Origin of the sequence: Bacillus sp. MUM 116 (assembly GCF_001866655.1) — a bacterium.
In the GTDB taxonomy this organism is placed as follows: Bacteria; Bacillota; Bacilli; order Bacillales; family Cytobacillaceae; genus Neobacillus.
Map to the genome: position 1 here is coordinate 1 of NZ_MLYR01000038.1, position 26,240 is coordinate 26,240.

At 38.3% G+C, this 26,240-nt stretch carries 26 protein-coding genes and 1 pseudogene; 5 read left to right on the forward strand and 22 right to left on the reverse strand.

The features are described 5' to 3' along the window. The first annotated feature begins 293 nt into the window (after positions 1-293). Entirely contained in the window at positions 294-776 is a 483-nt protein-coding gene (locus tag BIV60_RS10860; protein ID WP_071355758.1) for a YkyB family protein, read from the forward strand. Positions 777-881: 105 nt separating this feature from the next. Next, entirely contained in the window at positions 882-2,036 is a 1,155-nt protein-coding gene (locus BIV60_RS10865; protein ID WP_071355759.1) for an aminotransferase A, read from the forward strand. A gap of 43 nt (positions 2,037-2,079) precedes the next feature. Here the strand turns inward: BIV60_RS10865 and BIV60_RS29605 are convergent, their stop codons facing one another. The 9 genes from BIV60_RS29605 to BIV60_RS10905 form a co-directional block, all read right to left on the reverse strand. Beyond that, on the reverse strand, positions 2,080-2,256 hold the full coding sequence (locus BIV60_RS29605; protein ID WP_177177271.1) for a hypothetical protein: 177 nt from the start codon (positions 2,254-2,256) through the stop codon (positions 2,080-2,082). A 68-nt stretch (positions 2,257-2,324) separates the two neighbouring features. Then, positions 2,325-3,203, reverse strand: coding sequence for an NAD(P)-dependent oxidoreductase (locus BIV60_RS10870; RefSeq protein ID WP_071355760.1), 879 nt, complete (start codon positions 3,201-3,203; stop codon positions 2,325-2,327). A 353-nt stretch (positions 3,204-3,556) separates the two neighbouring features. Then, the gene (ptsP, locus tag BIV60_RS10875; RefSeq protein ID WP_071355761.1) at positions 3,557-5,269 is read right to left on the reverse strand and encodes a phosphoenolpyruvate--protein phosphotransferase; all 1,713 of its coding nucleotides are present in this window, start codon (positions 5,267-5,269) and stop codon (positions 3,557-3,559) included. Further along, a complete protein-coding gene (locus tag BIV60_RS10880) occupies positions 5,269-5,535 on the reverse strand; it encodes a phosphocarrier protein HPr (protein ID WP_071355762.1) in 267 nt (88 codons plus the stop codon). Before BIV60_RS10880 ends, ptsP begins: the two co-directional genes overlap by 1 nt. Positions 5,536-5,830: 295 nt before the next feature. Further along, positions 5,831-7,525: a glycerol-3-phosphate dehydrogenase/oxidase gene (locus BIV60_RS10885; RefSeq protein ID WP_071355763.1), complete on the reverse strand. Its 1,695-nt coding sequence runs from the start codon at positions 7,523-7,525 to the stop codon at positions 5,831-5,833. Between the two features lie 176 nt (positions 7,526-7,701). Next, positions 7,702-9,192, reverse strand: coding sequence for a glycerol kinase GlpK (gene glpK / locus BIV60_RS10890; RefSeq protein WP_071355764.1), 1,491 nt, complete (start codon positions 9,190-9,192; stop codon positions 7,702-7,704). Between the two features lie 29 nt (positions 9,193-9,221). After that, positions 9,222-10,046: an MIP/aquaporin family protein gene (locus BIV60_RS10895; protein WP_071355765.1), complete on the reverse strand. Its 825-nt coding sequence runs from the start codon at positions 10,044-10,046 to the stop codon at positions 9,222-9,224. A gap of 373 nt (positions 10,047-10,419) precedes the next feature. Next, positions 10,420-10,995 carry a glycerol-3-phosphate responsive antiterminator gene (locus BIV60_RS10900; RefSeq protein ID WP_071355766.1) on the reverse strand — a complete coding sequence of 192 codons (576 nt, stop codon included), beginning with the start codon at positions 10,993-10,995 and terminating at the stop codon, positions 10,420-10,422. A gap of 53 nt (positions 10,996-11,048) precedes the next feature. Continuing rightward, a complete protein-coding gene (locus tag BIV60_RS10905; protein ID WP_071355767.1) occupies positions 11,049-11,243 on the reverse strand; it encodes a hypothetical protein in 195 nt (64 codons plus the stop codon). Between the two features lie 250 nt (positions 11,244-11,493). Between BIV60_RS10905 and BIV60_RS10910 the strand changes: the two genes are divergently transcribed. Next, complete coding sequence (locus BIV60_RS10910; protein WP_071355768.1) at positions 11,494-11,682, forward strand: YkvS family protein; 189 nt, start codon at positions 11,494-11,496, stop codon at positions 11,680-11,682. A 52-nt stretch (positions 11,683-11,734) separates the two neighbouring features. Here BIV60_RS10910 and BIV60_RS30390 read toward each other — a convergent pair whose 3' ends face one another. Both BIV60_RS30390 and BIV60_RS10915 read right to left on the reverse strand, forming a co-directional pair. Further along, a complete protein-coding gene (locus BIV60_RS30390; RefSeq protein WP_231510828.1) occupies positions 11,735-11,854 on the reverse strand; it encodes a DUF6254 family protein in 120 nt (39 codons plus the stop codon). A gap of 112 nt (positions 11,855-11,966) precedes the next feature. Continuing rightward, a complete protein-coding gene (locus BIV60_RS10915; protein WP_071355769.1) occupies positions 11,967-13,013 on the reverse strand; it encodes a YkvI family membrane protein in 1,047 nt (348 codons plus the stop codon). A gap of 237 nt (positions 13,014-13,250) precedes the next feature. On the opposite strand from BIV60_RS10915, the gene BIV60_RS10920 reads away from it, so the two are divergent. Beyond that, positions 13,251-15,407, forward strand: coding sequence for an ATP-dependent Clp protease ATP-binding subunit (locus BIV60_RS10920; protein ID WP_071355770.1), 2,157 nt, complete (start codon positions 13,251-13,253; stop codon positions 15,405-15,407). A 45-nt stretch (positions 15,408-15,452) separates the two neighbouring features. Here BIV60_RS10920 and BIV60_RS10925 read toward each other — a convergent pair whose 3' ends face one another. The 3 genes from BIV60_RS10925 to BIV60_RS10935 all read right to left on the reverse strand — a co-directional run bounded on the left by BIV60_RS10925 (position 15,453) and on the right by BIV60_RS10935 (position 18,232). Then, the gene (locus BIV60_RS10925; RefSeq protein WP_071355771.1) at positions 15,453-17,147 is read right to left on the reverse strand and encodes a M3 family oligoendopeptidase; all 1,695 of its coding nucleotides are present in this window, start codon (positions 17,145-17,147) and stop codon (positions 15,453-15,455) included. A gap of 98 nt (positions 17,148-17,245) precedes the next feature. Continuing rightward, positions 17,246-17,686: a MarR family winged helix-turn-helix transcriptional regulator gene (locus BIV60_RS10930; protein ID WP_071355772.1), complete on the reverse strand. Its 441-nt coding sequence runs from the start codon at positions 17,684-17,686 to the stop codon at positions 17,246-17,248. A gap of 198 nt (positions 17,687-17,884) precedes the next feature. Then, on the reverse strand, positions 17,885-18,232 hold the full coding sequence (locus tag BIV60_RS10935) for a hypothetical protein (RefSeq protein ID WP_071355773.1): 348 nt from the start codon (positions 18,230-18,232) through the stop codon (positions 17,885-17,887). A 221-nt stretch (positions 18,233-18,453) separates the two neighbouring features. Here BIV60_RS10935 and BIV60_RS10940 point away from each other — a divergent pair, with 221 nt between their 5' ends. Beyond that, positions 18,454-18,978, forward strand: coding sequence for a hemerythrin domain-containing protein (locus tag BIV60_RS10940; RefSeq protein ID WP_256218382.1), 525 nt, complete (start codon positions 18,454-18,456; stop codon positions 18,976-18,978). Between the two features lie 23 nt (positions 18,979-19,001). On the opposite strand, the gene BIV60_RS10945 is transcribed toward BIV60_RS10940, so the two are convergent. From BIV60_RS10945 to BIV60_RS10975, 8 genes and pseudogenes are all read right to left on the reverse strand, one after another. Next, positions 19,002-20,237, reverse strand: a complete 1,236-nt coding sequence (locus tag BIV60_RS10945; RefSeq protein ID WP_071355774.1) for an MFS transporter — start codon at positions 20,235-20,237, stop codon at positions 19,002-19,004. 148 nt (positions 20,238-20,385) lie between these two features. Beyond that, positions 20,386-20,556 (reverse strand): annotated as a pseudogene (locus BIV60_RS28365) (ferredoxin family protein); the annotation flags it as partial. 730 nt (positions 20,557-21,286) lie between these two features. Continuing rightward, complete coding sequence (locus BIV60_RS10950) at positions 21,287-21,571, reverse strand: ferredoxin family protein (protein ID WP_071355775.1); 285 nt, start codon at positions 21,569-21,571, stop codon at positions 21,287-21,289. Next, positions 21,571-22,866 (reverse strand): FAD-dependent oxidoreductase, encoded by a 1,296-nt coding sequence (locus tag BIV60_RS10955; protein WP_071355776.1) that lies wholly within the window; start codon positions 22,864-22,866, stop codon positions 21,571-21,573. The genes BIV60_RS10950 and BIV60_RS10955 overlap by 1 nt, the downstream gene beginning before the upstream one ends. Beyond that, positions 22,859-23,884 carry an electron transfer flavoprotein subunit alpha/FixB family protein gene (locus BIV60_RS10960; protein WP_071355777.1) on the reverse strand — a complete coding sequence of 342 codons (1,026 nt, stop codon included), beginning with the start codon at positions 23,882-23,884 and terminating at the stop codon, positions 22,859-22,861. The genes BIV60_RS10955 and BIV60_RS10960 overlap by 8 nt, the downstream gene beginning before the upstream one ends. A 32-nt stretch (positions 23,885-23,916) precedes the next feature. Beyond that, positions 23,917-24,744, reverse strand: coding sequence for an electron transfer flavoprotein subunit beta/FixA family protein (locus BIV60_RS10965; RefSeq protein ID WP_071355778.1), 828 nt, complete (start codon positions 24,742-24,744; stop codon positions 23,917-23,919). A gap of 430 nt (positions 24,745-25,174) precedes the next feature. After that, the gene (locus tag BIV60_RS10970; protein WP_083402210.1) at positions 25,175-25,423 is read right to left on the reverse strand and encodes an aspartyl-phosphate phosphatase Spo0E family protein; all 249 of its coding nucleotides are present in this window, start codon (positions 25,421-25,423) and stop codon (positions 25,175-25,177) included. Between the two features lie 203 nt (positions 25,424-25,626). Next, on the reverse strand, positions 25,627-26,160 hold the full coding sequence (locus tag BIV60_RS10975) for a 1,2-dihydroxy-3-keto-5-methylthiopentene dioxygenase (RefSeq protein ID WP_071355780.1): 534 nt from the start codon (positions 26,158-26,160) through the stop codon (positions 25,627-25,629). Positions 26,161-26,240 lie beyond the last annotated feature (80 nt).

Here is a 26,240-nt window from a genome sequence, read left to right on the forward strand (position 1 = left end):
TCCAAAAGCAACAAAGTTTACGAAAAGAGCCTTTGCTAAAAATCAGTATATTTATACAATAATGTTTTTACATTTGGACATTTCTATTTTACAATTAGATTAAATCCAAAGAAGAGAAAATAATGAATTTATTCATTATTTCGGTAAATCTTTATTGTTCATTGCAGGAATTTAAAATTGATGGCGGGGATTATTTCTTTTTATTGAAATCAAAAATTCCTCCCCCCCTTATTTTTTGATAAAAAAATGTGTATAATAAAGATGCTTTTGAAATACAGAAAGGAGAACCTATCTTGAACCCGGACCAGAAACGCCCTCTTACCAAACTAAATTTTACCATCGAAAACCTCTCACAAGCTGTCTTTATTGTAAATCGCCATGCAAAAACAGCTATCAACCCCAAATTTTTATACAAATTAAAACATGAAGCCTTAAAAAAATTAATTGTTGAAGGCAAGGCCAGAAAAGTGGGTCTTCATTTCTCTGAACATCCCAAAAACAGCCAGCAGCAGTCTGATGTTTTAGTTGAGTGTGGAAGGTACACTTTCCATATTCCACCAACAAAATCGGATTTTGCAGATCTTCCCCATTTAGGAAAACTGGATGAAAGGGTAAGAAATCCAAAAGCAAATCTTTCCCTTAACATTGCAAAAGCATTATTACAATCTTACACCGGAATAAAGGAAATTCAGCAGCCGTCCTCAACTACGGACAACCACCGCCGTTCCTATCAAAAACCTGTATTTAAAAAACTAGGAGAGCGATATACCAATTAAAGCCGGAGGAATCCGGCTTTTCATTATGCTTGGCCCCCCTGTAATGATAGAATTATGGTACTCGAAAAATTGGATTACGTATTAACTGGAAGGATGACCAAAATTATGGAGCATTTAATTAATCAAAGAGTTAAAGAAATTGAAATTTCCGGTATCCGAAAATTCTTTAATATGGTTTCTCATATCGAAGATTTAATATCCCTTACGATTGGACAACCAGATTTCCCCACCCCGGAACATGTAAAACAGGCTGGGATTCAGGCAATTGAGGAAAACATTACTTCCTATACACATAATGCAGGTACACTTGAATTAAGAAAAGCGGCCTGTTCCTTTATGGAGAAGAAGTATAATCTTTATTATCAGCCTGAGACGGAAATAATTGTAACAATGGGTGCGAGTGAAGCAATTGACATTGCGTTCCGGACGATTTTAACAGAAGGAACAGAAGTTATTTTGCCTGGCCCCATTTATCCAGGATATGAACCGATCATTCGAATGATAGGGGCAACACCTATTCATGTGGATGTCACAGGTAATCATTTCCGCTTTACGTTAGAAATGATAAGACCCTTTATATCCGAAAAAACACGCTGTATTGTCCTTCCATATCCATCCAATCCTACTGGGGTAAGCCTTTCTGAAGCTGAGTTAAAGGAAATTGCCGACTTTTGTAAGGAGCGGGATGTTTTTATCCTTGCAGATGAAATATACAGTGAGCTAACATACGGGGAGCCACATCGGTCAATCGCCTCATTTCTGAAAGAAAAAACGATTGTTATAAATGGTTTGTCCAAATCGCATTCCATGACAGGCTGGAGAATTGGCCTTTTATTCGCCCCGGAAGAACTTGCAAAACATATTTTAAAGGTTCATCAATATAATGTGTCCTGTGCGAATTCAATTGCCCAAAAAGCAGCGTTTGAAGCTCTTACAACGGGTATGAATGATGCCCTTCCTATGAAAAGGGAATATGAAAAAAGAAGAGAGTATGTTTTTAATCGGCTGACGGAAATGGGGCTTAATGTCGTAAAACCGGATGGAGCTTTTTATTTTTTTGTGAAAATACCAGAATCTGTCGGACTTAACAGTTTCGATTTTGCCCTTAATCTTGTGAATGAGGAAAAGGTAGCAGTCGTACCAGGAAGTGCTTTTTCAAAATATGGAGAAGGCTATTTCCGCCTATCTTTCGCCTGTTCAATGGAAACGTTGGAAAAAGGAATAGATGGCATAGAAAATTATCTTAAAGTGAGAAAATAAGAAAAAGGGATGCCCAATAGTTTGGGACATCCCCTTGCTTTTATTACCCTTTATATTCTCCGTTATTTTTAGGAGCCTTTTCTTTTTTTGCTTTATCTTTATGAATTTTGTTAGTGGCAGCTGAGCCCATTTCGTGGGCAAATTCTTCATTTAGCTTGGATGAGTCAAACCCTTTTTTGTTTTTTTGCTGGGGATCATTTTTCTTGGTCCGTTTGGCCATTTTACAATTCCTCCTATTGATAGTTCTTTTTTAGTTTCTTTGTTCAGGAGGAATTTTATTCGATATCGTTAGTTCTTCCAGTATTTATACAAGGCTTGAGTTCCGCTGTTTTCTTCACCGGTTTCGGCTAATTGTTCATAAAGAGATTTAGACAATGATAATCCCGGGGCATCCATTCCCATCTGCTCTGCTTCATCAAGGGCAATTTTCATATCCTTAATAAAATGCTTTATGTAAAATCCCGGTTCAAAATTACCTTGAAGCATCCTTGGGGCAAGATTACTTAAAGACCAGCTTCCTGCAGCACCTGCTGAAATACTTTTTAAGACATTTTCAGGACTCAATCCCGCTTTTTCAGCATAGATGATTGCTTCACATACACCAATCATATTAGAGGCAATCGCAATTTGATTACATGCCTTTGTATGCTGCCCTGCACCTGCCTCTCCTTGGTATACAATGTTCGTTCCCAGACATTCAAGGATAGGACGAACCGCTTCAAAAGCTTCACGCTCACCGCCTGCCATAATGGATAGCTTAGCTTCTTTCGCACCGACATCACCGCCTGAAACAGGGGCATCAATTGCCTGAATCCCGTTCTCCTTAGCAGCCTCATATATTTTTTTGGCTAGGCTAGGTGCCGAAGTGGTCATATCAATCAGAAAACTTCCTGCCTTCGCATGGGATATTAACCCTTCTTGGCCCAAATAGACTTCTTCAACGTCCTTCGGATATCCGACAATAGTAAAAATAACTTGAGCTTTTTCGGCAACCTCTTGCGGATTATCAGCCCATATTGCCCCTTTTTCCAAAAGATCAAAAGCCTTCTCTTGTGTTCTTGAATACACCACTAACGGAAAGCTTGCATTTAATAAATGGCCGGCCATACTCTTTCCCATTACACCAATTCCAATAAATCCGATTACCGTATTTTCTGGAGTTAACAAATTTATCCCATCCCCTCCTTAAGTTACCTTTATTTTAGCACTTAACTGGTTTTGAAAGCATTTGAAAAAGACCGAATCATTTTAAATGACCCGGCCCCTGTGCTCCATCTCCAAATTTATGCACCTTTTTATTGTGTCCACCCAAAAGAGAATTACTCTCTTATTTATTGCTCTGAAAAAAATTTATCAAATAAGTACGTCCAAAGTTTTAGAACTACTTTTTTCACAAGGCTGTGTTAAATTTGGCTGTTGATATCCGCTCCAATCAACATGGTTAAAAAATCAACAATGACCTTTAACACAGCCTTTCGCAAAAAAATCCGACTGATTGATCAGCCGGATTTTTTGATGGATTATTTTGTTGCTTCTTTTACTGCTTCGATTACTTGATCAGTAGTTTGCATATTTAAAACTTTTTGCGCGAGATTTTCCATTTCGGATTTTTTGAGGTTCCGAATTAATGAACGAGCTTTTAAAATAGAGGTTGCACTCATCGAGAATTCATCGAGACCAAGTCCTAAAAGAACCGGGATAGCCGTTTCATCTCCTGCCATTTCACCGCACATGCCTGTCCATTTTCCTTCCGCATGAGCAGCATCAATGACCATCTTAACCAATCGTAAAATAGAGGGGCTATATGGTTGATATAGATAGGATACACGCTGATTCATCCTGTCAGCGGCCATTGTATATTGAATGAGGTCATTTGTTCCGATACTAAAAAAATCAACTTCCTTAGCAAATTGATCAGCTAAAACTGCAGTTGAAGGGATTTCAACCATGATTCCAAGTTCAATCTTTTCATTAACAGTTTGTCCTTCGCTTTGAAGCTTCGCTTTTTCTTCCTCAAGGATTGCTTTTGCTTGACGGAATTCATCAAGGGTTGCGATCATTGGAAACATGATTTTTAAATTACCGTAAATGCTTGCACGAAGCAGCGCCCGTAATTGAGTTCGGAAAATCCCTTGCTCTTCAAGACATAAACGAATTGCACGGAAACCAAGGAATGGATTCAATTCCTTTGGTAATTCCAAATATGGTAATTCCTTATCGCCGCCGATATCCAAAGTCCTTACAACGATTGGCTTGCCATTCATTCCTTCTAAAACAGCTTTATACGATTCAAACTGTTCTTCCTCTGTTGGAAGCTGGTCCCTGCCCATGTAGAGGAACTCGGTTCGATAGAGACCAATTCCTTCGCCGCCATTCTCAATAACTCCTTTTAAATCATTGGGAGTTCCAATATTTGCAGCTAATTCGACATGATGACCATCAGCAGAAACGGTTTTATCATTAACCAGCTTAGCCCATTCAGCTTTTTGTGCTTCATATTCAGCTTGGATTTTACGGTATTGTTCCACAAGTTCAGGTGTCGGATTAATATGTACTTCTCCCTTTAATCCATCGACAATGATTAAATCCCCATTATTAATTTCTTCTGTAGCAGATTTGGTTCCGACCACAGCTGGGATTTCCAATGATCTTGCCATAATCGCAGAGTGAGATGTCCGTCCGCCAATGTTTGTGGTAAAGCCTTTTACAAACTTGCGGTTTAGTTGAGCAGTATCTGATGGAGTTAAATCCTCTGCAACAATTATTACTTCTTCGGCAATCATGCTTGGGTTTACCAATTGAACACCGAGCAGGTGGCAAAGAACACGCTTCGTCACATCACGAATGTCAGCAGCACGTTCCTTCATATACTCATTGTCCATTTGTTCAAACATCATTACAAACATATCTGCCGTTTCTTTTAACGCAAATTCAGCATTGACCTTTTCCGATTGAATCTTATCTTCAATCGGCCCCGTTAACTCGGGATCGCTTAGAACAAGAAGATGTGCTTCAAAGATGGCCGCCTTATCTTCCCCAAGTTCTACCTTTGCTCTGTCTCGAATGATTTCGAGCTCTGCCTTGGATTTATCCATTGCTGAACGAAATCTTTCAATCTCTGATGCAGCATTATCAATGCTGTTTTTTTCAAAAGATAAATCGGGTTCAACCAGACGGTACGCTTTTGCAATCGCGATTCCGTTTGATGCAGCAATTCCTTGTAAAAAACTCATTATTCGGCCAAACCTTCTTTTTTCAAGGTTTCTTCAATGTTTGATAGTGCAGCTTCAGAATCGTTTCCTTCAGCGGAAATCACGATATCAGCACCTTGACCGATACCTAGAGACATAACGCCCATAATCGATTTTAAATTAACTTTTTTTCCTTTATATTCTAAATTAATTTCAGAATTGAATTTACTAGCTGCTTGTACCAACAAAGTTGCCGGTCTCGCATGTATTCCTGTCTCAGCTGTTACTTTAAATTGTTTTTCTGCCATGTAAAATCAAACTCCTTTAATGTCAATGATAAAATAATAAAAATATTACTTGCCTAATAAACTTATACAATTTGCTCATTTTAGTCAACTAAACCGATAATGGATTAATGAATAAAACATGCACGGTTAAAATTAATTTTCCCTAAAATTCCATAATTATGTTGTTAAGCCAAAAGGCTAGTTTGTGAAAAATAATACAAAGGATAGAATATCATTTTCTTTTTAACTTGAACAGGATTAAATCCCCTCAAAAAAGAGAGATCGGCTCAAAATTTTTTAACCGATCTTTGTAAAATTAATTTCCGTAAACAGCACGAGGGTAGTCACTTTGCTGCTCATCAATTGGCAATACTGCATTCACCAGTGCCTGCTCTAGTTCCAGGGTGAATTTTTGTTTCTCCTGCTCTGTCCAGCCAAATTGATCGCTCATATAAGCTATAACTTGATTTTTCCACTTCTTGACGAGTTGAATATTAAACAAGATCGCACCAGTTCTCCGATTAAAGAAATCAATGGGCGTGGCTATCATTTCATAGCCGATGGCATAAACCAGCTTAGCAAATAATTCGAGTGGCAACCCGTATTTAACCGCATCCTTCTCATTCTCCTTAAGGAGTTCAAAAATGTTTTCAATATTTGAACCATAAATTTTTATTAATTGTTCAGCCTCTTCCTTTGTTAAGCCTGCGCCTTTTCCGTCATGTACCTTTCTAGCTATGAATTCTGGAAAACGGTTTGAACCGCCAACATCACCTCCAGAAATTGGCATATGTTTCGTCGTACAAGCAGGGTAGTTCTTTCTCTCTTCGGCACTAAATTTCACTGCTAGTAAATCAACAATCGTTTCCGCCATTTTCCGATATCCCGTTAATTTTCCGCCTGCAATCGTAATAAGCCCTGTATTGGATTCCCAAATTTCGTCCTTACGAGAAATTTCCGATGCTTTTTTACTTTCTTCATATATAAGCGGTCTAACTCCAGCCCAGCTGGATTCAATATCCCTTTCTGTAATTTTCACATCCGGAAACATGTAACTGATAGCTTTTAAGATATAAATGCGATCAGCTGAAGTCATATACGGATGAGCGATGTCCTTGTCATAGAAGGTATCCGTTGTTCCCACATATGCCTTTCCATCCCGAGGAATAGCAAAGACCATTCTTCCATCAGGGGTATCAAAATAAATTGCCTGCTTTAAAGGGAATCGAGACTGGTCAATCACAAGGTGAACTCCTTTTGTCAATTTTAGTACCTTTCCCTTTTTCGATTGGTCCATTTCACGGATTTGATCCACCCACGGACCCGCAGCATTTACAATCTTTTTTGCTCGCAAAGGATATTTTTCTCCTGTTAACTGGTCTTGAACCATTACACCAACAACGATTCCCTTTTCATAGATAAGATTTGTTACTTTTGTATAATTACAAGCGGTTGCTCCCTTTTCAATGGCCGCTTTCATCACTTCAATCGTTAGCCTTGCGTCATCTGTCCGATATTCAACATAATAACCCCCGCCTTTTAAGCCAGTTTTTTTAATGAGCGGTTCTTTTGCCAAAGTTTGTTCTCGTGACAGCATGCTTCTCCGTTCTGATTTTTTTACTCCTGCCAAGAAATCATAAACACGCAAGCCAATAGAGGTAGTGAATGGGCCAAATGTGCCGCCTTTGTGCATGGGAAGAAGCATCCATTCCGGTGTAGTAACATGCGGACCATTTTCATAGACAATTGCCCGTTCTTTCCCTACCTCTGCAACCATTTTAACTTCAAATTGTTTTAAATATCTTAATCCTCCATGCACTAATTTTGTGGAGCGGCTGGATGTCCCAGCTGCAAAATCCTGCATTTCAACAAGCGCAGTATTCATTCCTCTTGAAGAAGCATCAAGAGCGATACCGGCTCCCGTAATTCCACCGCCAATCACTAAAACATCAAACTTCACTGCTTTTAATTTGGATACAATTTCTTTTCGATTTAAATTTGAAAATCTCATCCTTTTTTCCTCCCGAATAAAAGCCTTATTATAATATGCTCAGAATTTTTAAGGGACAATAAAAAGAGACCACAAAAGACACTACCAGCCGGTAATGTTTTTGTGGTCTCTCCAAATTCTCCTGCCAAAATATTAACTTGTATTTATTATATCATAAATTTGTTTACCAAGATAATTTATTTAAATGCTAATGCAGCATTTACGGCTTTTTTCCAGCCAGTGTATAGGCAATTCCGGTCCTCATCGCTCATTTCCGGATTAAACTTTCGATTAATTGCCCATTGTTTTGATATTTCCTTTTGACTCTCCCAGAATCCTACTGCAAGGCCAGCCAAATAGGCGGCTCCCAATGCAGTTGTTTCATTTATCACTGGTCTTTCGACAGGTACGTTTAATAGATTACTCTGGAACTCCATTAAAAGATTATTTTTCACCGCTCCGCCATCAACACGAAGCGTTTTCAACTCAATCCCTGAATCAGCTTCCATTGCTGATAACACATCTTTTGTTTGATAAGCAAGAGATTCAAGCGTGGCACGAATAAAATGTTCCTTTGTAGTGCCCCGGGTTAATCCAAAAACAGCTCCACGGACATCGCTGTCCCAATAGGGAGTACCAAGTCCAACAAATGCCGGTACAACATAAACCCCATCTGTCGATTCCACTTTCTCTGCGTAAATCTCGCTATCCTTGGCATCTTTAATCATCCTTAAACCGTCTCTAAGCCATTGAATCGCTGAACCTGCTACAAAAATACTTCCTTCTAAGGCATATTCAACCTTCCCATTTAATCCCCATGCAATCGTTGTCAATAAACCGTGTTCAGATTTTACTGCTTTTTCCCCTGTATTCATAAGCATGAAGCAGCCTGTACCATAGGTATTTTTGGCCATTCCCTTTTCATAACATGCCTGGCCAAATAATGCTGCCTGTTGGTCACCCGCTGACCCGGCAATCGGCACCTCTTTGCCAAAAAAATGGTAATTCACTGTATTTGCATAGATTTCAGATGATGGCCGAACCTCAGGAAGCATTGATTCCGGCACACCTAATATATCCAGCAAGTCCTTATCCCATTTAAGTTCATGAATATTAAACATTAATGTACGCGATGCATTCGAGTAATCGGTCACATGTGCCTTTCCGCCTGAAAGCTTCCAAATCAGCCATGTATCAATTGTTCCGAATAGAAGCTTGCCTTGTTCTGCCTTTTCACGAGCGCCCGCTACATGATCAAGAATCCACTTTACCTTTGTTCCGGAAAAATAAGCATCGATTAATAAACCTGTTTTTTCACGAAAAAGGTTATTATAGTCCTTTGCCTTTAATTCATCACAAATTTCACTTGTTTGTCTTGATTGCCAAACAATCGCATTATACACAGGTACGCCTGTTTCTTTATCCCAAACAACAGCTGTTTCCCTTTGATTGGTTATTCCGATTCCTGCAATTTGTTCCGGTTTGGTACCCGTTTCAGATAAGACCTCGGCAATAACAGACAGGATTGATCCCCATATTTCGTTAGCATTATGCTCAACCCAGCCCGGTTTGGGAAAATATTGAGTAAATTCCTTTTGGGCAGTATGAACGATTTCCCCTTTTTTATTAAATAGGATGGCACGTGAACTAGTTGTTCCCTGATCTAATGACAAAATATACTTTTTCATGGTCTAACCCCCAATTACAGCCAGCGAATTTAAGCTGCTTTTCTTTTATATTTATTATTGGAATCTTGTTTTTTTCCTGTAACAAAAGCAAGTAATAGGACAATAAGGTTAAGGGCAATTACTTCCCAAAGTGTTCCGGTAATTTTCCCCAAAAATACTGACTTATAAAATACAACTCCAAGGCTTCCACCTAAGAGCGGTCCGACAACCGGTATCCATGCATAGTTCCAATTCGAACTTCCCTTTCCGGGAATTGGCAATAAAAAATGGGCAATTCGCGGACCAAGATCACGTGCAGGGTTAATCGCATATCCCGTTGTACCTCCTAGGGACATACCAATGACTACAATCAATAAACCAACGGCCAAAGGATTCAAACCTTCCGTAAATTTATTGGCACCAATAAATAATAAACCAAGTACAAGAATAAATGTCCCGAATATCTCACTAAAAAGATTGCCAAATGTATGCGGAATTGCCGGACTTGTAGCAAAGACGCCAAGCTTTGTTCCCGGGTCTTCTGTAACTTTCCAGTGCGGTAAGTAATGTAAATAAACCAGTACTGCTCCTAGGATTGCGCCGATCAGTTGAGCTAGAATATAACCCGGCACATCGGGCCATGGAAAATCTCCATTTATCGCAAGTGCAATCGTTACTGCGGGATTAAGATGGGCACCACTCACAGATCCTACAGCAAAAACCCCCATAGTAACGGCAAGTCCCCAAGCAAGGGTAATCACAATCCACCCTGCATTATGAGAATAGGATTTTTTTAATGAAGCCCCAGCACCTACCCCGGCACCAAGAACAATCAATATCATGGTTCCAATTAATTCGCCAAAAAATGGTGTCATTTTTTAACCTCATCCCTCTTCATTATATTCGGTTGTACATTCTGACAGAAAAAAAAAAGAGATTCACTGCGAAAAAACCAAAAAACATGGTTCTTTGCGTGAATCTCCTTGTCTCCGTCACAATTTATTAACTTGATTAAAGTATATAAACCACTGAAAGCGTTGTCAATCATTTTTTATTCTAAGGCTGCGTTAATTTGTCTGTTGATTTCAGCTTCAGGCACTTCGCTTTCGCGGGCGGTCCGGGGAGCCTCCTCGTCGCTTACGCTCCTGTGGAGTCTCCCCTGCCCCGTATTCCCGCAGGAGTCTTCGTGCCTTCCGCTCTTAATCAACAGGGTTAAAAAATCAACAATGTACTTAAAAACAGCCTATTCTAAAAAAAACTACAAGGATTTTTTACGGAAGCAAAAGTGTCCCAGAGCTCCCTTTTGGAAGTTGTAATGGCCAAAGCACCCGCATTTAGTGCATTTTTCACCTCTTCCGGTGTCCGAATAAGCCCACCTGCAAAAATTGGAATTCCAATGCGATCCTTTACTTCGGTGATCATCCAAGGCATTGCCCCTGGTAAAACCTCAATAAAATCAGGACGTGTTTTTTCAATTAATGAAAAGCTTTTTTCCAATGCATGGGAGTCAATCAGGAAAATTCTCTGTACAGCAAGGACCCCCTTCTGCTTTGCCTTTAGTATTACACTGGTTTTTGTTGAAATTAATCCAAATGGCTTAAATTCCTGGCAGATATATTCGGTAGCATACTCATCATTTTTTATACCATGTATGAGATCCACATGGTAAATCATTTTTTTCCCATGCTGTTTTGCGAGTAAATTTATATTTTTAATCTGAGCAATATGCATATCCAAAAAAACTCCAATTTCATAGGAACTTTTTAAAAACCGCTCAAATTCCTTCATATTTGTTGATGCTGGTAAAATGCTTTGATTAATCATATTTCCCTCCTTTCGTTTAACATTTGAACATGTTTTTAACAATTAGCACAATATTAACTTCTTGGGGTTTCCAAATATTGATAAAGAACATCTCCGCCCCTTTGCGCAATCCCGCGAAACTGTTTAAAATCCTTTCTTTTAACGAGAACCTGACGGAAAACCATAAAATCCACCTGATTTACATAGTACTCTGAAAGTGTTCCGGACTTTAAACGTTCTAAAATTTCGTTCACAGCATCTTCTTTCATAATATCACCCATCCTTTTAAAATATTTTATCGTAATATCATTGAAAATAAGAATTATTTGTCGAAATTTCCGAGGAAATAGTTTTTTTTTCAAACAAATTTTGTTAATTAAACCTATTATTATTTGTAATTAATTTTTTTACTAAAATTAACGTAATTGTCAAATAAAATCCTTTACGAAATTAGAAAAGTAGTGCAAACTGTTATTTAAATGGGATAGATGAGATTGTATGGCAAAGGGGAGAGACTAAATGAAAATAGCAGAAATTGGAAATATCATTGAATTCCGTGGTGGATTGCAAGGGATAGTTGAAAAGGTAAATGAGAATTCTGTCATAGTCGATCTATCATACATGGACAATTACCGTGATTTAGAATTGGATCAGCGGACTGTGGTGAACCATAAAAACTATAAGATTGTAAAAGAAAGCGCTTATTAAATTAAAATTCGGAATTAAAAAGGCAGCCCAAGGCTGCCTTTTTAACATAAATTTACGGCTGTTTTCCTATTTCGTTTGAAATCTGTTTTAAAGATTTCACTTTACCATGAGGATTCTGGTCTTGCTTTCGAACCGTCCACTCCCGCTCGTGCTGTCTTTGGGATTTGCTCATACATTTCACTCCTTTCAAATACTATTTTTTTCACTTATCCTCTCCCTTATCAGAGGAAAATGAATGAAAAATCGAGCAAATCTTTTCCACTCAATAAAATGAAGGAAAAATCTTAATTAATTCGACTCGGCAGTTGCTTCATCCATAACAGTATGAAAAATATCAGGCTTATGTAACCAAATAACGGATACAGGTATGACAATAGTTTTCCGTAATTAACCAAACTTATCACGTAAGAAACAGCAAAAATTCCTGTTATAGAAGTAATTGTCGAAACTGAAACATATTGCTTTAGCTGCCGGTCCAACCCAAACACGTTTCCGATAACAGAGGTAAAAATTTCTCCATAAATCACCAACACAAAAATCCAATAAAAAAATGGAGCAATTTGTTTCATAATGATGGCCATAGGTATTTCGTAGCTTTCAAGATTAGGAAGCATGATTAAAGTAAAATGACTTGAGAGGAGAATAAGGGTCAATGCTGCTCCTCCTAAGATTCCTCCCCACTTAATTGTCCAATCATCTTTAATTTCTGATGCAATTGGTACTAAAACCGCTTGAGCAAGGGCCAAATTCAAAGCAGTATAGGAAAATGGAGCAACGACACTTTTCCAACCATCTTCCGCATGTGGAATAAATAAAAATTGATCGATAAAATGGGGCATTTTCACAGAAAAACCCATTAGCAATAAACTAAAGCTAATCATTAAAGGTACAACAAATGAATTTACCGCAAAAAGCCCTTTCGTACCAGTCAACATAACGATAAAAGAAAGAAATATGGTTAATAGGACTCCGATATTTTTCGAAAGACCTAATTGTTCTTCAAATACGGCCCCTGCCCCTGACAGCATGACGGCACTAACCCCAAGAAGCATTACAAGCATAATGACATTGATTGCTTTGCCCGCCCATTTTCCAAATAAATACTCATTTAATTCCTGATAGGATTTTGCATTTATATGAGCTGCCATTCTCATTAATTTGGAACCTAAAACGACAAGGAGGTAGCCGCTCATTAAAATACTTATTAGTCCGAAGAAACCAAAGCGTGAAAAAAATTCAACGATTTCTCGTCCTGTAGCAAAACCAGCTCCTACGACAGTCCCGACGTAGACCGCTGCAATCTGAAAAGCTGCTGTCCAATTTCTCTTCACATCATCTCCCCCTCTATAAAACTATATGAAGGAATGGACAAACAAAGACGAGCTTTTTTTATAAGAATTATAAATGCACCTTAATCAGCCAATAACACATTAGAATGAAAAAGTTACCATAAACAAACTACTTGAAAGTCAAAAAAGGTCAGAGTATACTATGGTCATAAGGTCAAAGTTAGTCAAAGTCAAACACCTTATGAATATTTGAATGTTTAATATAGGAGGTTTTTATTTATGCTATGTCAAATGTGTAAAGAAAACCAAGCGACAGTACAATTTAACATCGCAATCAATGGTCAACGAAAAGAAATGAAGCTTTGTCATGAATGCTATGCAAAAGAAAAAAATAAAATTGGTGCAGGATTCGGTCCATCGATGAATACTTTTTCAGGCCTTCCTTTTGAAGACCTATTTTTCTCCAAAAATTCATTTGAAAATCAACAAATAAATAATCAAAGCGTTCAAAATGGTCAGCGTCCTTCCAATGGCGGCGGATTTATCGATCAATTTGGACGCAATTTAACGCAAATAGCAAAAGCTGGGCTTATTGACCCAGTTATTGGCCGTGAGGAAGAAATAAAGCGTATAATCGAAATATTAAATAGAAGAAATAAAAATAATCCGGTTTTAATTGGTGAACCTGGCGTCGGTAAAACAGCCATTGCTGAAGGTCTCGCCTTAAAAATTGTTGAAGGTCAGGTTCCTAGTAAATTAAAAAACAAAGAAGTTTACTTGCTTGACGTTGCATCATTAGTAGCAAACACAGGAATTCGCGGCCAATTTGAAGAAAGAATTAAGCAATTAATTTCAGAATTACAAGAACGAAAGAATATCATCCTGTTTATTGATGAAATCCATCTCTTAGTTGGAGCTGGATCTGCGGAAGGTTCCATGGATGCCGGGAATATTTTAAAACCAGCACTTGCCCGTGGTGAATTACAGGTAGTTGGTGCGACTACCTTAAAGGAATACCGCCAAATTGAAAAAGATTCTGCACTTGAACGACGCTTCCAGCCTGTTCAAGTTCAGGAACCAACACCTGACGCAGCAATTGAGATTTTAAAAGGGATTCAAAAGAAATATGAGGATTACCATGAAGTTTCTTATTCAGATGAAGCAATCCAGGCTTGCGTTCAATTATCACACCGCTATATCCAAGATCGATTCTTACCCGACAAAGCTATTGACTTGCTTGATGAAGCCGGGTCTAAATTAAACCTAAAGTCGGATTATAAGAGCACAGAACAGATTGAAAAACGTTTCAAAGAAATTGAAATGGAAAAAGAAAATGCTTTAAAAATTGAAAATTATGAGGCTGCAGCCACTCTTCGCGACGAGGAATCAAAACTTGAAAAGGCATTAAACCAAGCAGAAAACAGTGAAAGACCAATTGTTGACGCATCACATATCCAAGAAATTATTGAGCAAAAAACCGGCATTCCTGTCGGCAAGCTTCAAGAAGATGAACAACTTAAAATGAAGCATCTTGAAGAAAACCTAGAGTCTAAAGTGATTGGTCAGAAAAAAGCGGTAGAAAAGGTTGCGAAAGCCATAAGAAGAAGCCGTGCCGGTTTAAAATCAAAACATCGTCCAATAGGTTCCTTCCTATTCGTAGGACCAACTGGTGTTGGTAAAACGGAATTAACCAAAACACTTGCTGAAGAATTATTTGGTACAAAGGATTCAATGATTCGACTCGATATGAGTGAATATATGGAAAAACACAGTGTTTCAAAATTAATCGGTTCACCTCCAGGCTATGTGGCCCATGATGAAGCAGGCCAATTAACCGAGAAAGTACGTCGAAACCCATACAGTATCATATTATTAGATGAAATTGAAAAAGCCCATCCAGATGTACAGCATATGTTCTTGCAAATTCTTGAGGATGGACGATTAACAGATAGCCAAGGAAGAACAGTAAGCTTCAAAGATTCAGTTATTATCATGACAAGTAACGCAGGTGTCGGCTATAAACCATTTCATGTTGGTTTTGGAGCGAATGAAGCAATTAAAGAAGCATCCATCTTGGATTCTTTAGGAAGCTTCTTTAAACCAGAATTTTTAAACCGTTTCGACAGTATCATTGAATTTAACACACTAGAAAAAGAAGATATTCTCAAGATTGTTGATTTAATGATTAATGAATTAAATGAAACATTGATGGAGCAAGAAATTGAATTATCTGTAACACCAGAAGTAAAAGAAAAACTTTCCGAACTTGGTTACCACAAAGCCTTCGGTTCTCGTCCATTGCGACGGGTCATCCAAGAACAACTTGAAGATAAAATGGCAGACTTCATCCTTAATCACCCGGGTGTGAAAAAGGTTGACGCAGTAATCCAAGAAGGAGAAATCAAGGTGGTAGCTGAAACAGTTACCGTTCAATAATTCTAAGAAAAAGCGAAGCCTAAATTCCGGCTTCGCTTTTTCTTTTTATAAAGATTTATCATTAACAGAGTTCAACCATTTTTCGATTTCACCAATCACCGATTCAACGCAGCCATCTTGAAATGGCGAAATTAAATTGGCTGCTTCCACAAGTTTTGTGAAGGACATGCTCCCACCAAGCTTACAAAGATTCACATAATCTTTCCATGCTTCTTCTTGATTATCTCTTGAACGTTTCCAGAATTGGAACGCACAAATTTGTGCAAGAGTATAATCAATATAATAAAATGGTGAATTATAAATATGGCCCTGACGTTGCCAAAAGCCTCCGTTTTCTAAATACTCATTTCCATCATAATCCTTATGAGGCTGATACTTCTTCTCGATCTCACGCCACTTGAGCTTTCGTTCTTTTGGAGATGCTTGCGGATTTTCATATACCCAATGCTGAAACTCATCAACAGATACACCGTATGGCAAGAACAATAAGGCATCTCTTAAATGGGCAAATTTATATTTTTCGGTATCTTCTTTAAAGAATAGATCCATCCATGGCCAAGTGAAAAATTCCATACTCATCGAATGAATTTCAGCCGCTTCATAGGTTGGCCAATAATATTCGGGAATTTCAAAATGACGGCTGGAGTAAACTTGGAAGGCATGACCGGCTTCATGTGTGAGTACATCAATATCGCCAGAAGTACCATTAAAATTTGAAAAAATAAACGGCGCTTTATAATTTTCAATAAAGGTGCAATATCCTCCCCCGGCTTTCCCTTTTTTCGCAACAAGGTCCATCAAATTATTTTCCCGCATGAATTGGAAAAAGGCACCCGTTTCCTCCGAAAGGTCTTCGTACATCTTTTGCCCGTTGTCAATAATCCATTCCGGGCTTCCTTTTGGAAGGGCATTCCCAGTCTTAAATACAAATCCTTCATCATAATATTTTAAATGGTCAAGACCGATGCGTTCTGCTTGCCTTGTTTTGAGCTTTGTTGCAATCGGAACTATGAAATCCTTTACCTGAGCCCGGAAATTTGCGACCATTTCAGCATTGTAATCGGTCCTCATCATCCGATAATAGCCAAGCTCAACGAAGTTTTTATAACCAAGCTTCTGGGCAATTTCTGTTCTCACTTTCACAAGGTCATCATAAATACGATCAAGTTCAGCCTCATGTTCAGCTAGAAACGCAAATTTTGCCATACTGGCCCGCTTTCTCATTTCCCGATCGGTTGCCTGTGTAAACGGTTCTAATTGAGCGAGTGTTCTCTCCTCCCCTTCAAAGATAATTTTCGCTGAGGCAAGAAGCTTTGTATATTCAGTGGAAAGGCGATTTTCTTTTTGGAGTAAGGGCACAATTTCCGGTTTAAAGGTTTTCAGTTGTCCTTCAGCAAGTGCAAAAAGCTGCTTCCCCCATTTTTTTTCTAACTCTGAACGATACTTAGAATCAATAAGTGCTTGGTAAAATCGGTTCACCAAGCCTTCAATTTCAGGCTGGATCTCATCAATATAATCTTGTTCTTCCTTATAAAACTCATCATTTGTATCAACTGAATGACGAATATAACAAAGATTGAACATTGTTCCAAGATCATTTCTAAGTTTATTAACTTCCTGCATTGCTGCTGATTGTTCTTCAATTGAAGAGGAATTTTTAAAACGGTCCAGTGCAAACTGAAAGCTTTTCTTCATTTCATCTAAGTTTGGCCGTAGATATGTATAGTTTTCAAAGCTCATTTTAACAGCTCCTTTATCTTTTCATTTTGACCTTCTTGTTGTTTTCGACACTACTCAATAATATTCCTTTTTAAAAAAAATACGACCATTTGGCCGTATTAAAATTTTCCTGCTGGTAATCCAAGTTTTTTTAATAATTCGATGGCTTCCGCCTTTTCATCATCGGTTAGGCTTGACATTAGTTTGTGGATATTTTCAGCATGCACGGGAAAAATCTCTTCTATGAATTTTTTTCCTTCATCGGTAATTTGAGCATAGGTGACCCTTCTATCCTTTGGACAGGCAATCCGTTTTAACAATCCTTTTTGCTCCAGTTTATCGACTACATAAGTAATACTGCCGCTGGCAAGGAGAATTTTACTGCCGATTTGTTGCATTGGTTGATCACCTTTGTGATATAAAAGCTCGAGAACTCCGAATTCGGTTGGATTAAGACCGCTGGCCTGAATTCCTTTATTAACATGCTCATTAATCGCTTTATATGCCCTTGAAAGCACAATGAACAACTTTAAAGATTGAGAAATAGATTCATTTTCCATATAAAACTCATCCCTTTTCGTTATTAAGCAAAGCAAATCCAGATGTTTAAATTATCTCGATTTCAAAATTATTATAAAAAACATTTCAAAATATGTCAATTTACCAAATTAGTTCTATAATAAATTCCCACTATATGTATATTTTTTCACAAGAGAATTCAAAAAAGAAGGTAAAGCAGAAGGAAAAAATTTATGAGGTTAGCTGATTTTCTCTTTTATGGTTGAAGGGGAAAGTTCGTCGTTTTGACAGCAAACGATCAAGGTATTGGATAAATCGATTGCGCTATCCATGGACTGCATTAATTCGGAACAATAAAATGGATAATTCCAATTAAAAGCACCTTCACAATTAGATGGATAAATGCTTACTTTCCAATGATAATATCCTTTTGGCTGCTGAATGGTTTCTCCTTGAATACCGACCAACCAATGAGTGACTTTCGAATCGATTTGTTGGAGGTCGTACTCCTTTAAGGCCAGCATATCATTTAAGCCAATCGGGATTAAAGCCTTTTGGTAAAAATCACGATAATTCGGGGTTTGCAAAATAATCAGCCTCCCTATTCCTTGTCTAAGTATATTATATGATAATGAAAACATTTTTTTGAATAATAATGTTAAAATTTTTTGAAAATTATATGCATTCTCGATAAATTGTCAAAATAATGGACATGGTATTCGACTGCAAGTTAATGTGACCTACATCACAACATTTCAAGCCTATTCCTTTTATACTAAAAATAATCGAATTTGAAGAGGTGACTTTAATGAGTGGCTGTATGAGTGGTTTTGGCGGCATGCCTCAAGTTGAATTAAGCAAGGGATTAAAACAGCTAAAGGGAGAGCATCCCCCCTTATTAGAGCAATTAGAAGGGTTGTTTCATTTAACAAAACTAATTGAAAATGAAGAAGATATCGAACAAAATTTTAGTGCCCTAATTACAAAAGTAAAGCAATTCAAAGTAGAGCTAGAGCCCCATTCCGAACGGGAAGAAGGAGTTCTTTTCCCCATGATGGGTGTATATATAGGAACTACCTCCGGTCCAATAGCCGTGATGGAATACGAACATGATCAAGCAAAATCCAAAATAGCAGCCTTCCTGAAAAACGCGGAAAATACCGTGGGTTCAATAGAAGATAAAAAGAAGTTTACCGATTTAATCAAAAATGCGTATTTCATCTTAACCGAGCACTTCTCAAAAGAAGAAAACGTATTGTTCCCTATGGCAGAAAGAATGCTGTCAGATGATGAAAAGGAAGAACTTTATACTAAAATCCAAGAGATTAAATAAAGGATGGGGTTGCCCATCCTTTTTTATCCCTTTTGCCATTCACGAAGCTTTTTGTCCGATGGTAACAGAAGAGCCGTTAGCCCTAGTAATGGCAAGACACCAAGCCCCGTAACCATCGATTGTATGCCAATTAAATCGGCAATGTATCCAAGTCCTACAGAGCCAATCGCCCCCATACCAAATGCAAGTCCAACCGTCAATCCCGACATTAACCCAATTTTCCCCGGAACAAGCTCTTGTGCATAAACAACCGTAACAGAAAAGCTAGTCATCAAGACAAAACCAGTTAACATCAGAAGAATAAATGCAATAACAGATGGTACAAACGGAATAAGAATGGAGAAAGGTACTGTTGCCAGCATTGATAACGCAATGACAGTTTTTTTCCCAAATTTATCCGCAAGAGGACCGCCAAAAAAGGTTCCAAACGCTCCTGCCACTAAAAATGCGAATAAATAAATCTGAGACTCTTTAATCGTCATTGTATATTCTTTTATGGCAAAAAAAGCATAAAAGTTGGTCATGCCTGAAATATACCAGGACCTTGCAAAAATTAACAGCAGGATTAGCACTAATGCCTTTTTAACTCCTTTTGAAATGCCTGATTTGTTCTCAGTGCTTGCCGCCTTTTTCTTTAAATGAGCAGATGAAGTTTTTAATCTTTGATTATACCAATTTGCAATATACGCAAGTAAAACGACGGCAAGCGCGGCTACAATCGTAAACCACGAAGCCCCTATTTGTCCTAGGGGGACTAGGATAAGCGCGGTAATCAGCGGGGCAAGTGCCTGCCCTGTATTGCCCCCAACCTGATAAATCGATTGTGCAAGGCCTCGACGCGAACCAGCTGCCATATGGGCCACCCTTGACCCTTCCGGATGAAATACTGCAGATCCAAGGCCGATGAAAACGACGGATAAAACAATGAAACCAAAGCTTGAAGCCAATCCCAAACCAAGGACGCCGAATAGTGTTAAGGTGAGTCCGATTGGAAGTGCGAAGGGCATTGGCTTTTTATCCGTAAAAATGCCGACAACCGGCTGCATGACAGAGGAAACCATATTTAAAGAAAAGGCAATAATCCCGAGCTGGGTAAAAGTAAGCCCCATTGACTTTTCTAAAATTGGAAACATCGCAGGTACTACTGACTGAATCGCATCATTTAATAAATGACAAAGTCCGATGATAAAAAGAATTTTAAACATCGTGGACTCATTCGCTTTAGGGGTTTTTGCGGAAAGAATCACTTGTTGGTTCATTGTAGTCTCCTTTTTCGAAATTGATTTGAATAATTCTATCCTAATCTTACAAAATTTTAATTAAAAGTAGAATAAAAAATTTCTAGAATCGAAATAATAGTTAAATAAAAAGGTACTGACCTTTAAACTTGGGCCAGTACCTTTTCATTTACGCTAACCTAAATACAATTCCATGTCCGCCTTTTGGATATTCCCATTTAATATTTTGATATGGACAGCCGATTCGGCAGCTGCCGCATTCATGGCAGCCTTCATATCCTACCTGCATCCGTGATCCTTCCCATTTATAAACTTCAGCTGGGCAAAATATTGTACAAAGCTAACACAATTCCTATCTTTATTGGTCAATATTTGTTTTGACTACGAGTATAGGTTCATTTGGCACTTTTGGGTTTACTTTTTTATTGGCACATCTTAATGGTTAAAAATTGTTAGTGGAGCAGACTGAGTATGATTCAGTCTTTATGCAAGAAGGTAAACCACAATCCATGGTTTACCTCGTTTGTAACTATCATCTTTTTTCTATTTAGTTTTGTACTAAATCAGCGGGGGATTATGCTTCCTCGATCCATATTCCCTTAGCTTTTATTCTAAGTACTATCAATACATCACAACGAGCCATTGTGAATGATGATTTATAGACTCATTCTGATTCCGCTAACCCCTTAGGCACAATACAAAAGAGCGTTCCTGTTTATTACAGAAACGGAGCTGTTTTCGCTCGCAGATTCCATAGAGGAGTGTCGGTGAGGAAGTATTAGTGGGGGTGCATAATTAATTGATTGAAATGTTCCTATTAACCACCCGCCCCTTTTGAAACAGAAAGAAAAACCGTTAGTCATGTCTAACCGTTTAGTTACATTATGATTTTTTTCTTTAAAAAATAAACCAGCTATTTTAACTGGTTTATCATATGAAACCTTTAACAGAAATTTTTGGTCACATATTGGTCACAACAAGACCTAATAATGCTTGATATAATTGAATTTTTTGCCTTCTTCATTGGTCACGGATTGGAAACATGGAACGCATTTTTGAAGCCTTTTTATTTAAGCTAACCTAAACACAATTCCATGTCCGCCTTTTGGATATTCCCATTTAATATTTTCGTATGGGCAGCCAATCCGGCAGCTACCGCATTCATGGCAGCCTTCATAGCCTACTTGCATCCTTGTTCCTTCCCACTTATAGACTTCGGCCGGGCAAAATACTGTACAAAGCTTATCCGGGCATTGAGTCATACAAACATCATGGTCCAGAACGATTAAGTGGGATTTCGTATCACACTTAAACCTTAGAAGATATTGTTTTTCCTCAAGAGTGGCCGTTGACATTATTTCACCGCCTTCCAAACACGATAAATATCTGTAAGAACCCTGAACGTGCCTTTTTCAGCTGTAAAGCTTTTCATAATCTGCTTTTGTTTATCACGTTTCGGTGTACCATCCACTGTAAAGAAGTTACCCATTGCTTTGGTTAACATTGGTGCATATGCTTTGAAATATTGTGGGTAAGCCTCAAATGTATGAGGGGCTTCTTTATATTTCTCTAAATCCTTCATGACAAAACTATTGTTAAGAGCGTCATGATAATGATTTAAACTGGATTCGCTAAAGTCTCCGCGTTTTTTTGCCTGAACAATCGCTTCTGCAGCCAGTTGGCCAGAGTGCATGGCTAGGTTTGAACCTTCACCGTGCATTGCATTAACAAGCGAAGCTGCATCCCCAACGACTACCACACCATTTCCTGCTACCTTTTGTACGGAACGGTATCCACCTTCAGGTATAAGATGGGCCAAGTATTCCACAGACTCTCCACCTTCAATCAAAGGGTGAATAGCAGGATGTTTTTTCAATTGATCCAACAAATCATACGGTTTAATTTTTTCTTTGATCATTGCTGCAAGCGTGGTGCCAACCCCAATATTTATACTTTCTTTATTGGTGTATAGAAAAGCCGCGCCAAAGTTTCCTCTTGTCGATTCGCCAAAGATTTCAATCGCTACACCTTGATTTTCAGTAATGTTAAACCGCTCGTTAATTTTGTCTTTTGTCAGGTTAATGACTTCCATTGCACATAAGGCGACATTTTCCGGAGGATGTTCTTTCCGGAAGCCTAATTGTTTTGCTAATAAGGAGTTTACTCCGTCAGCTAATACGACTACGTCCGCATATAGTTCTCCATCCGGACGGTCTGTACGCACACCAACCACCTTTCCCTTTTCCACGATACATTCGGTTACCACTGTTTCATTTACAAGCAATGCCCCTGCTTCCACAGCTTTCTTTGCAAACCATTGGTCAAACTGTGCTCTCTGGACGGTGAAACTATTGTAAGGTTCTTCACCCCATTCCATACCTTTATAACCTATTTGTACCACTGATTCTTTGCCCAGAATCCAGTACCTGTGATCAACCACCGGCCGTTCAAGTGGGGCTTCTTTCCAAAATTCAGGAATCAGATCCCTTAATTGTTTACTGAATAAGACTCCACCCATGACATTCTTGCTGCCAGGATATTCTCCTCTTTCAAGAAGCAAAACATTCAAACCACTTCTGACACAAACGAGTGCACATGCCGAACCTGCTGGACCTGCCCCCACAATGATAACATCAAATTTTTCAGGCATAGGTCATTTCACCACCCTTTTTAACCATTTTAAATAGCTCGATTAATTTGGGCACTATTTCCATCGCGTCACCAACAATTCCATAAGTTGCTACATCAAATATGGGTGCTTTCGGGTCCTTATTGATGGCGATTATGGTATTCGAGTTTTTCATCCCAACTACGTGCTGGATGGCACCTGACACCGCTATTGCAAAGAAAACTTTAGGTGTAACCGTTTCACCCGTCTGGCCAATTTGAAGGTAATGCGGCAGCCATCCGGCTTCCACAACATCTCTTGTTCCTCCAACACTTGCACCAATCGTTTCGGCAAATTCATGAATAAGTTGAAAGTTTTTCTCGTCTCCCATCCCTTTTCCGCCGCATACAATCACGTGAGCATCCGCTAAATTCGCTTTCTTTGTGACATCATTCACAATCTGTAGTACTTTTGTACGCATATCTTCTTCTTTAAGGGTGATATGTTCTTCGATAACATTCCCTATTCTGCCTTTTACCGGCTCCAATGCTTTCATGACTTTAGGACGAACTGTTGCCATTTGCGGCCGATGTTTCTTACAAAGAATAGTGGCCATAATATTACCGCCGAAAGCTGGCCGGCTTGCTTCTAACAGACGATTATCCAAATCAATATCAAGCATGGTCGTATCTGCCGTTAAACCGGTATTTAAATCGGTCGCAACTGCGCTGGCTAAATCTTTTCCATTTGGTGTCGCGCCATAAAGAATAATTTCGGGCTTATACTTTTCGGCAAGCATGTTTACACCCTTCATATATGACTCAGTACGGTAATCCCTCAAGACAGGATGATCAATTAAATAAACCTCACCTGCACCATATTCAATAACTTTGTTTGAAAGTGATTGAATTCCTTTTCCTAATAAAAATCCTCCCAGAGGAACTTGCAGCATATCAGCCAGTTTTCTCCCGGCACCTAACAATTCCAGAGAAACCCCTTCAATTTTCCCTTCATTTTGCTCAATAAAGACCCAGACTCCCCGATATTCCTTAAGACTCATTTAAATCCCTCCTTGCAATAAAAAGATAAGGTTTATTTTGATGACTGGATGGCGAACAGATCTTTTTTCTCCATTAAGACTCCCATGAGTTGTTTCACTTGCTCATCTGCAGAGCCTTCGAGCTGTTTCACTCCGCCTTCCGGCCTCGGAGGGGTAAACATTTTTCCTACAACCGTTGGGGATCCCTTTAGACCAAGCAGTACACGCTCTACATTATCCAGATCATTGACTGTCCATACAATTGGTTCATAACGTGCTGCTTTCAACATGTTTGGCATTGGTGCATATTCGATTTCGTTAATTTCTTTATCAACCGTGAGTAGACATGGTATATCTGCCTGGATTAATTCATAGCTGCCCGATAGCTTTCTTCTTAATAAAACAGTCTTTTCATTTAAATTCATTTCCAATACTTCGATTACATTTGTAACTGGAGGGATATCCATCCTTCTTGCAATCCCGGGACCAACCTGCCCCGTATCACCATCTATAGCGTGCTTTCCACAAATAACCATATCAATAGAGAGTTCCTTGTTGATTCGTTCAAGTGCTTTTGACAATGCATAGCTGGTTGCGAGTGTATCAGCACCCGCGAATGCACGATCAGAGATTAAATAGCCACGATCAGCACCAATTTCAATACTTTTTTTAATCACCTCAGTTGCTTGTGGTGGTCCCATCGATAACACGGAAATGGTACCGCCGGTTTTCTCTTTAATCTTTACAGCTTCCTGGACAGCATGGGCATCGTAAGGGTTAAGGATGGCCGGTGCGCTGCGGCGGTCAAGTGTGTTTGTTTTGGGATTAATTTTAATAATTTTTGTATCAGGTACTTGTTTGACACAGACGACAATGTGCATATAAGACTTTCCCTCCTCCATAAAATCTGAATTGAAAGCGATTGCTATGTAGAAGATCCTGATGTACAGTTAAAATATCTTTAATATAACTATATTAAAGATTCAGATATAAACAATGATAAAAATCACATCGCTGTCTAAAATTACAAATTTTCTATTTTTATCTTAACTCTTGAAATGGATGGGATTTTATGACTGATTTTATAGTTGGAAGTGATCATTTGCCCTTTAAACGGACGGGTTGGGGGAGTTTAAATGGTAAAAATCCGCTTTGGAAACAGGATTTTAAAATGTGTCGGAAGGCCTACTTGTTGCGTTCTTTCTAATCAATTAAAAGGTGAATAAATTTAAGGCCTTCATCCTTGCAATATTAACAGGGGCGACTAAAATTGTTACTTCATTAATGGTATTTACACTCAAACGATTCTTTTTAAAAACTGAAAATCACTTTTGACCATACCAAGATTGTTTGTTTAAAGGTGAGTATTACTTCCTCGTTCTCCTTAGCATATTGACCTGCAGCTATTTGATATTTATAGATTAATTCATCTAGTTCTTGGCTATATTTGATGGTCTCTTCACTTGTAAAACCCTTTTTATTTGCACATTCCATCATAAGTTCTCTTTTTACTTTAATTTCGGCCAACATTTCTGAACAACTACTACCGTGCTTGTACAATTTCATCCTACTCCTTACTCTATCACTGCAATCTATTGAATTAGGCTACTTGATGAATTATACAAGAATTTGTCAAAAAGTAAACCATATCGCAAAAAAAGACAAAAGATTATTATTATTCTATTTTTTCGACACATTTTCTCTAGACTTGGTTTTTAATGTAAAACAAAAGCGGCCGGAACGGCCGCTTTTGTTTTAGTTTTTTATTGTTTTACTTCTTCTTTTTCATAGATTGGCACCCAGCCTGCTGTTGTCACAAAAATACGGACAGCAACTGTTTTGCGATCTTCTTCAAGTGTAAAATAGTGCCTTACATTTTCAGGAACAGAAATTAAATCACCAGGGTTTAAATGAACCTCAAAAAACTCGCCATCTTTTCCTTGGATAACGAAAACACCATGACCGCTTACGATAAATCGAACTTCATCATCTGTATGATGGTGCTCTTGCTTAAAGTTCTTTAAAAGTTCATCAAGATTTGGTGTTGCTTCAGATAATGAGATAACATCCTGTGCTTTATAGCCTCTTCTTGCTGAAATATCAGCAATTTCCTTTGCAAAAGTAGTGAGGATTTCCTCTTTTTCATCATTGCTCAGATTATATTTTTCAACTAAAGCTTGAGGTAATTTTGAAATATCCCACTGTTCATAAATAACTTCCTGACTTGAAAGGAAGCTTGCAACGTCTTGCTGATCGTGAATTTGTTCTTCTTTACTTTGAAATGTAATATATGCCATTATAAGTCTCTCCTTTTAATAAAAGTCTATGGTAATTTGTCTGTTGATTTCCGCTCCAGGCACTACGCGCACCTTAGGGC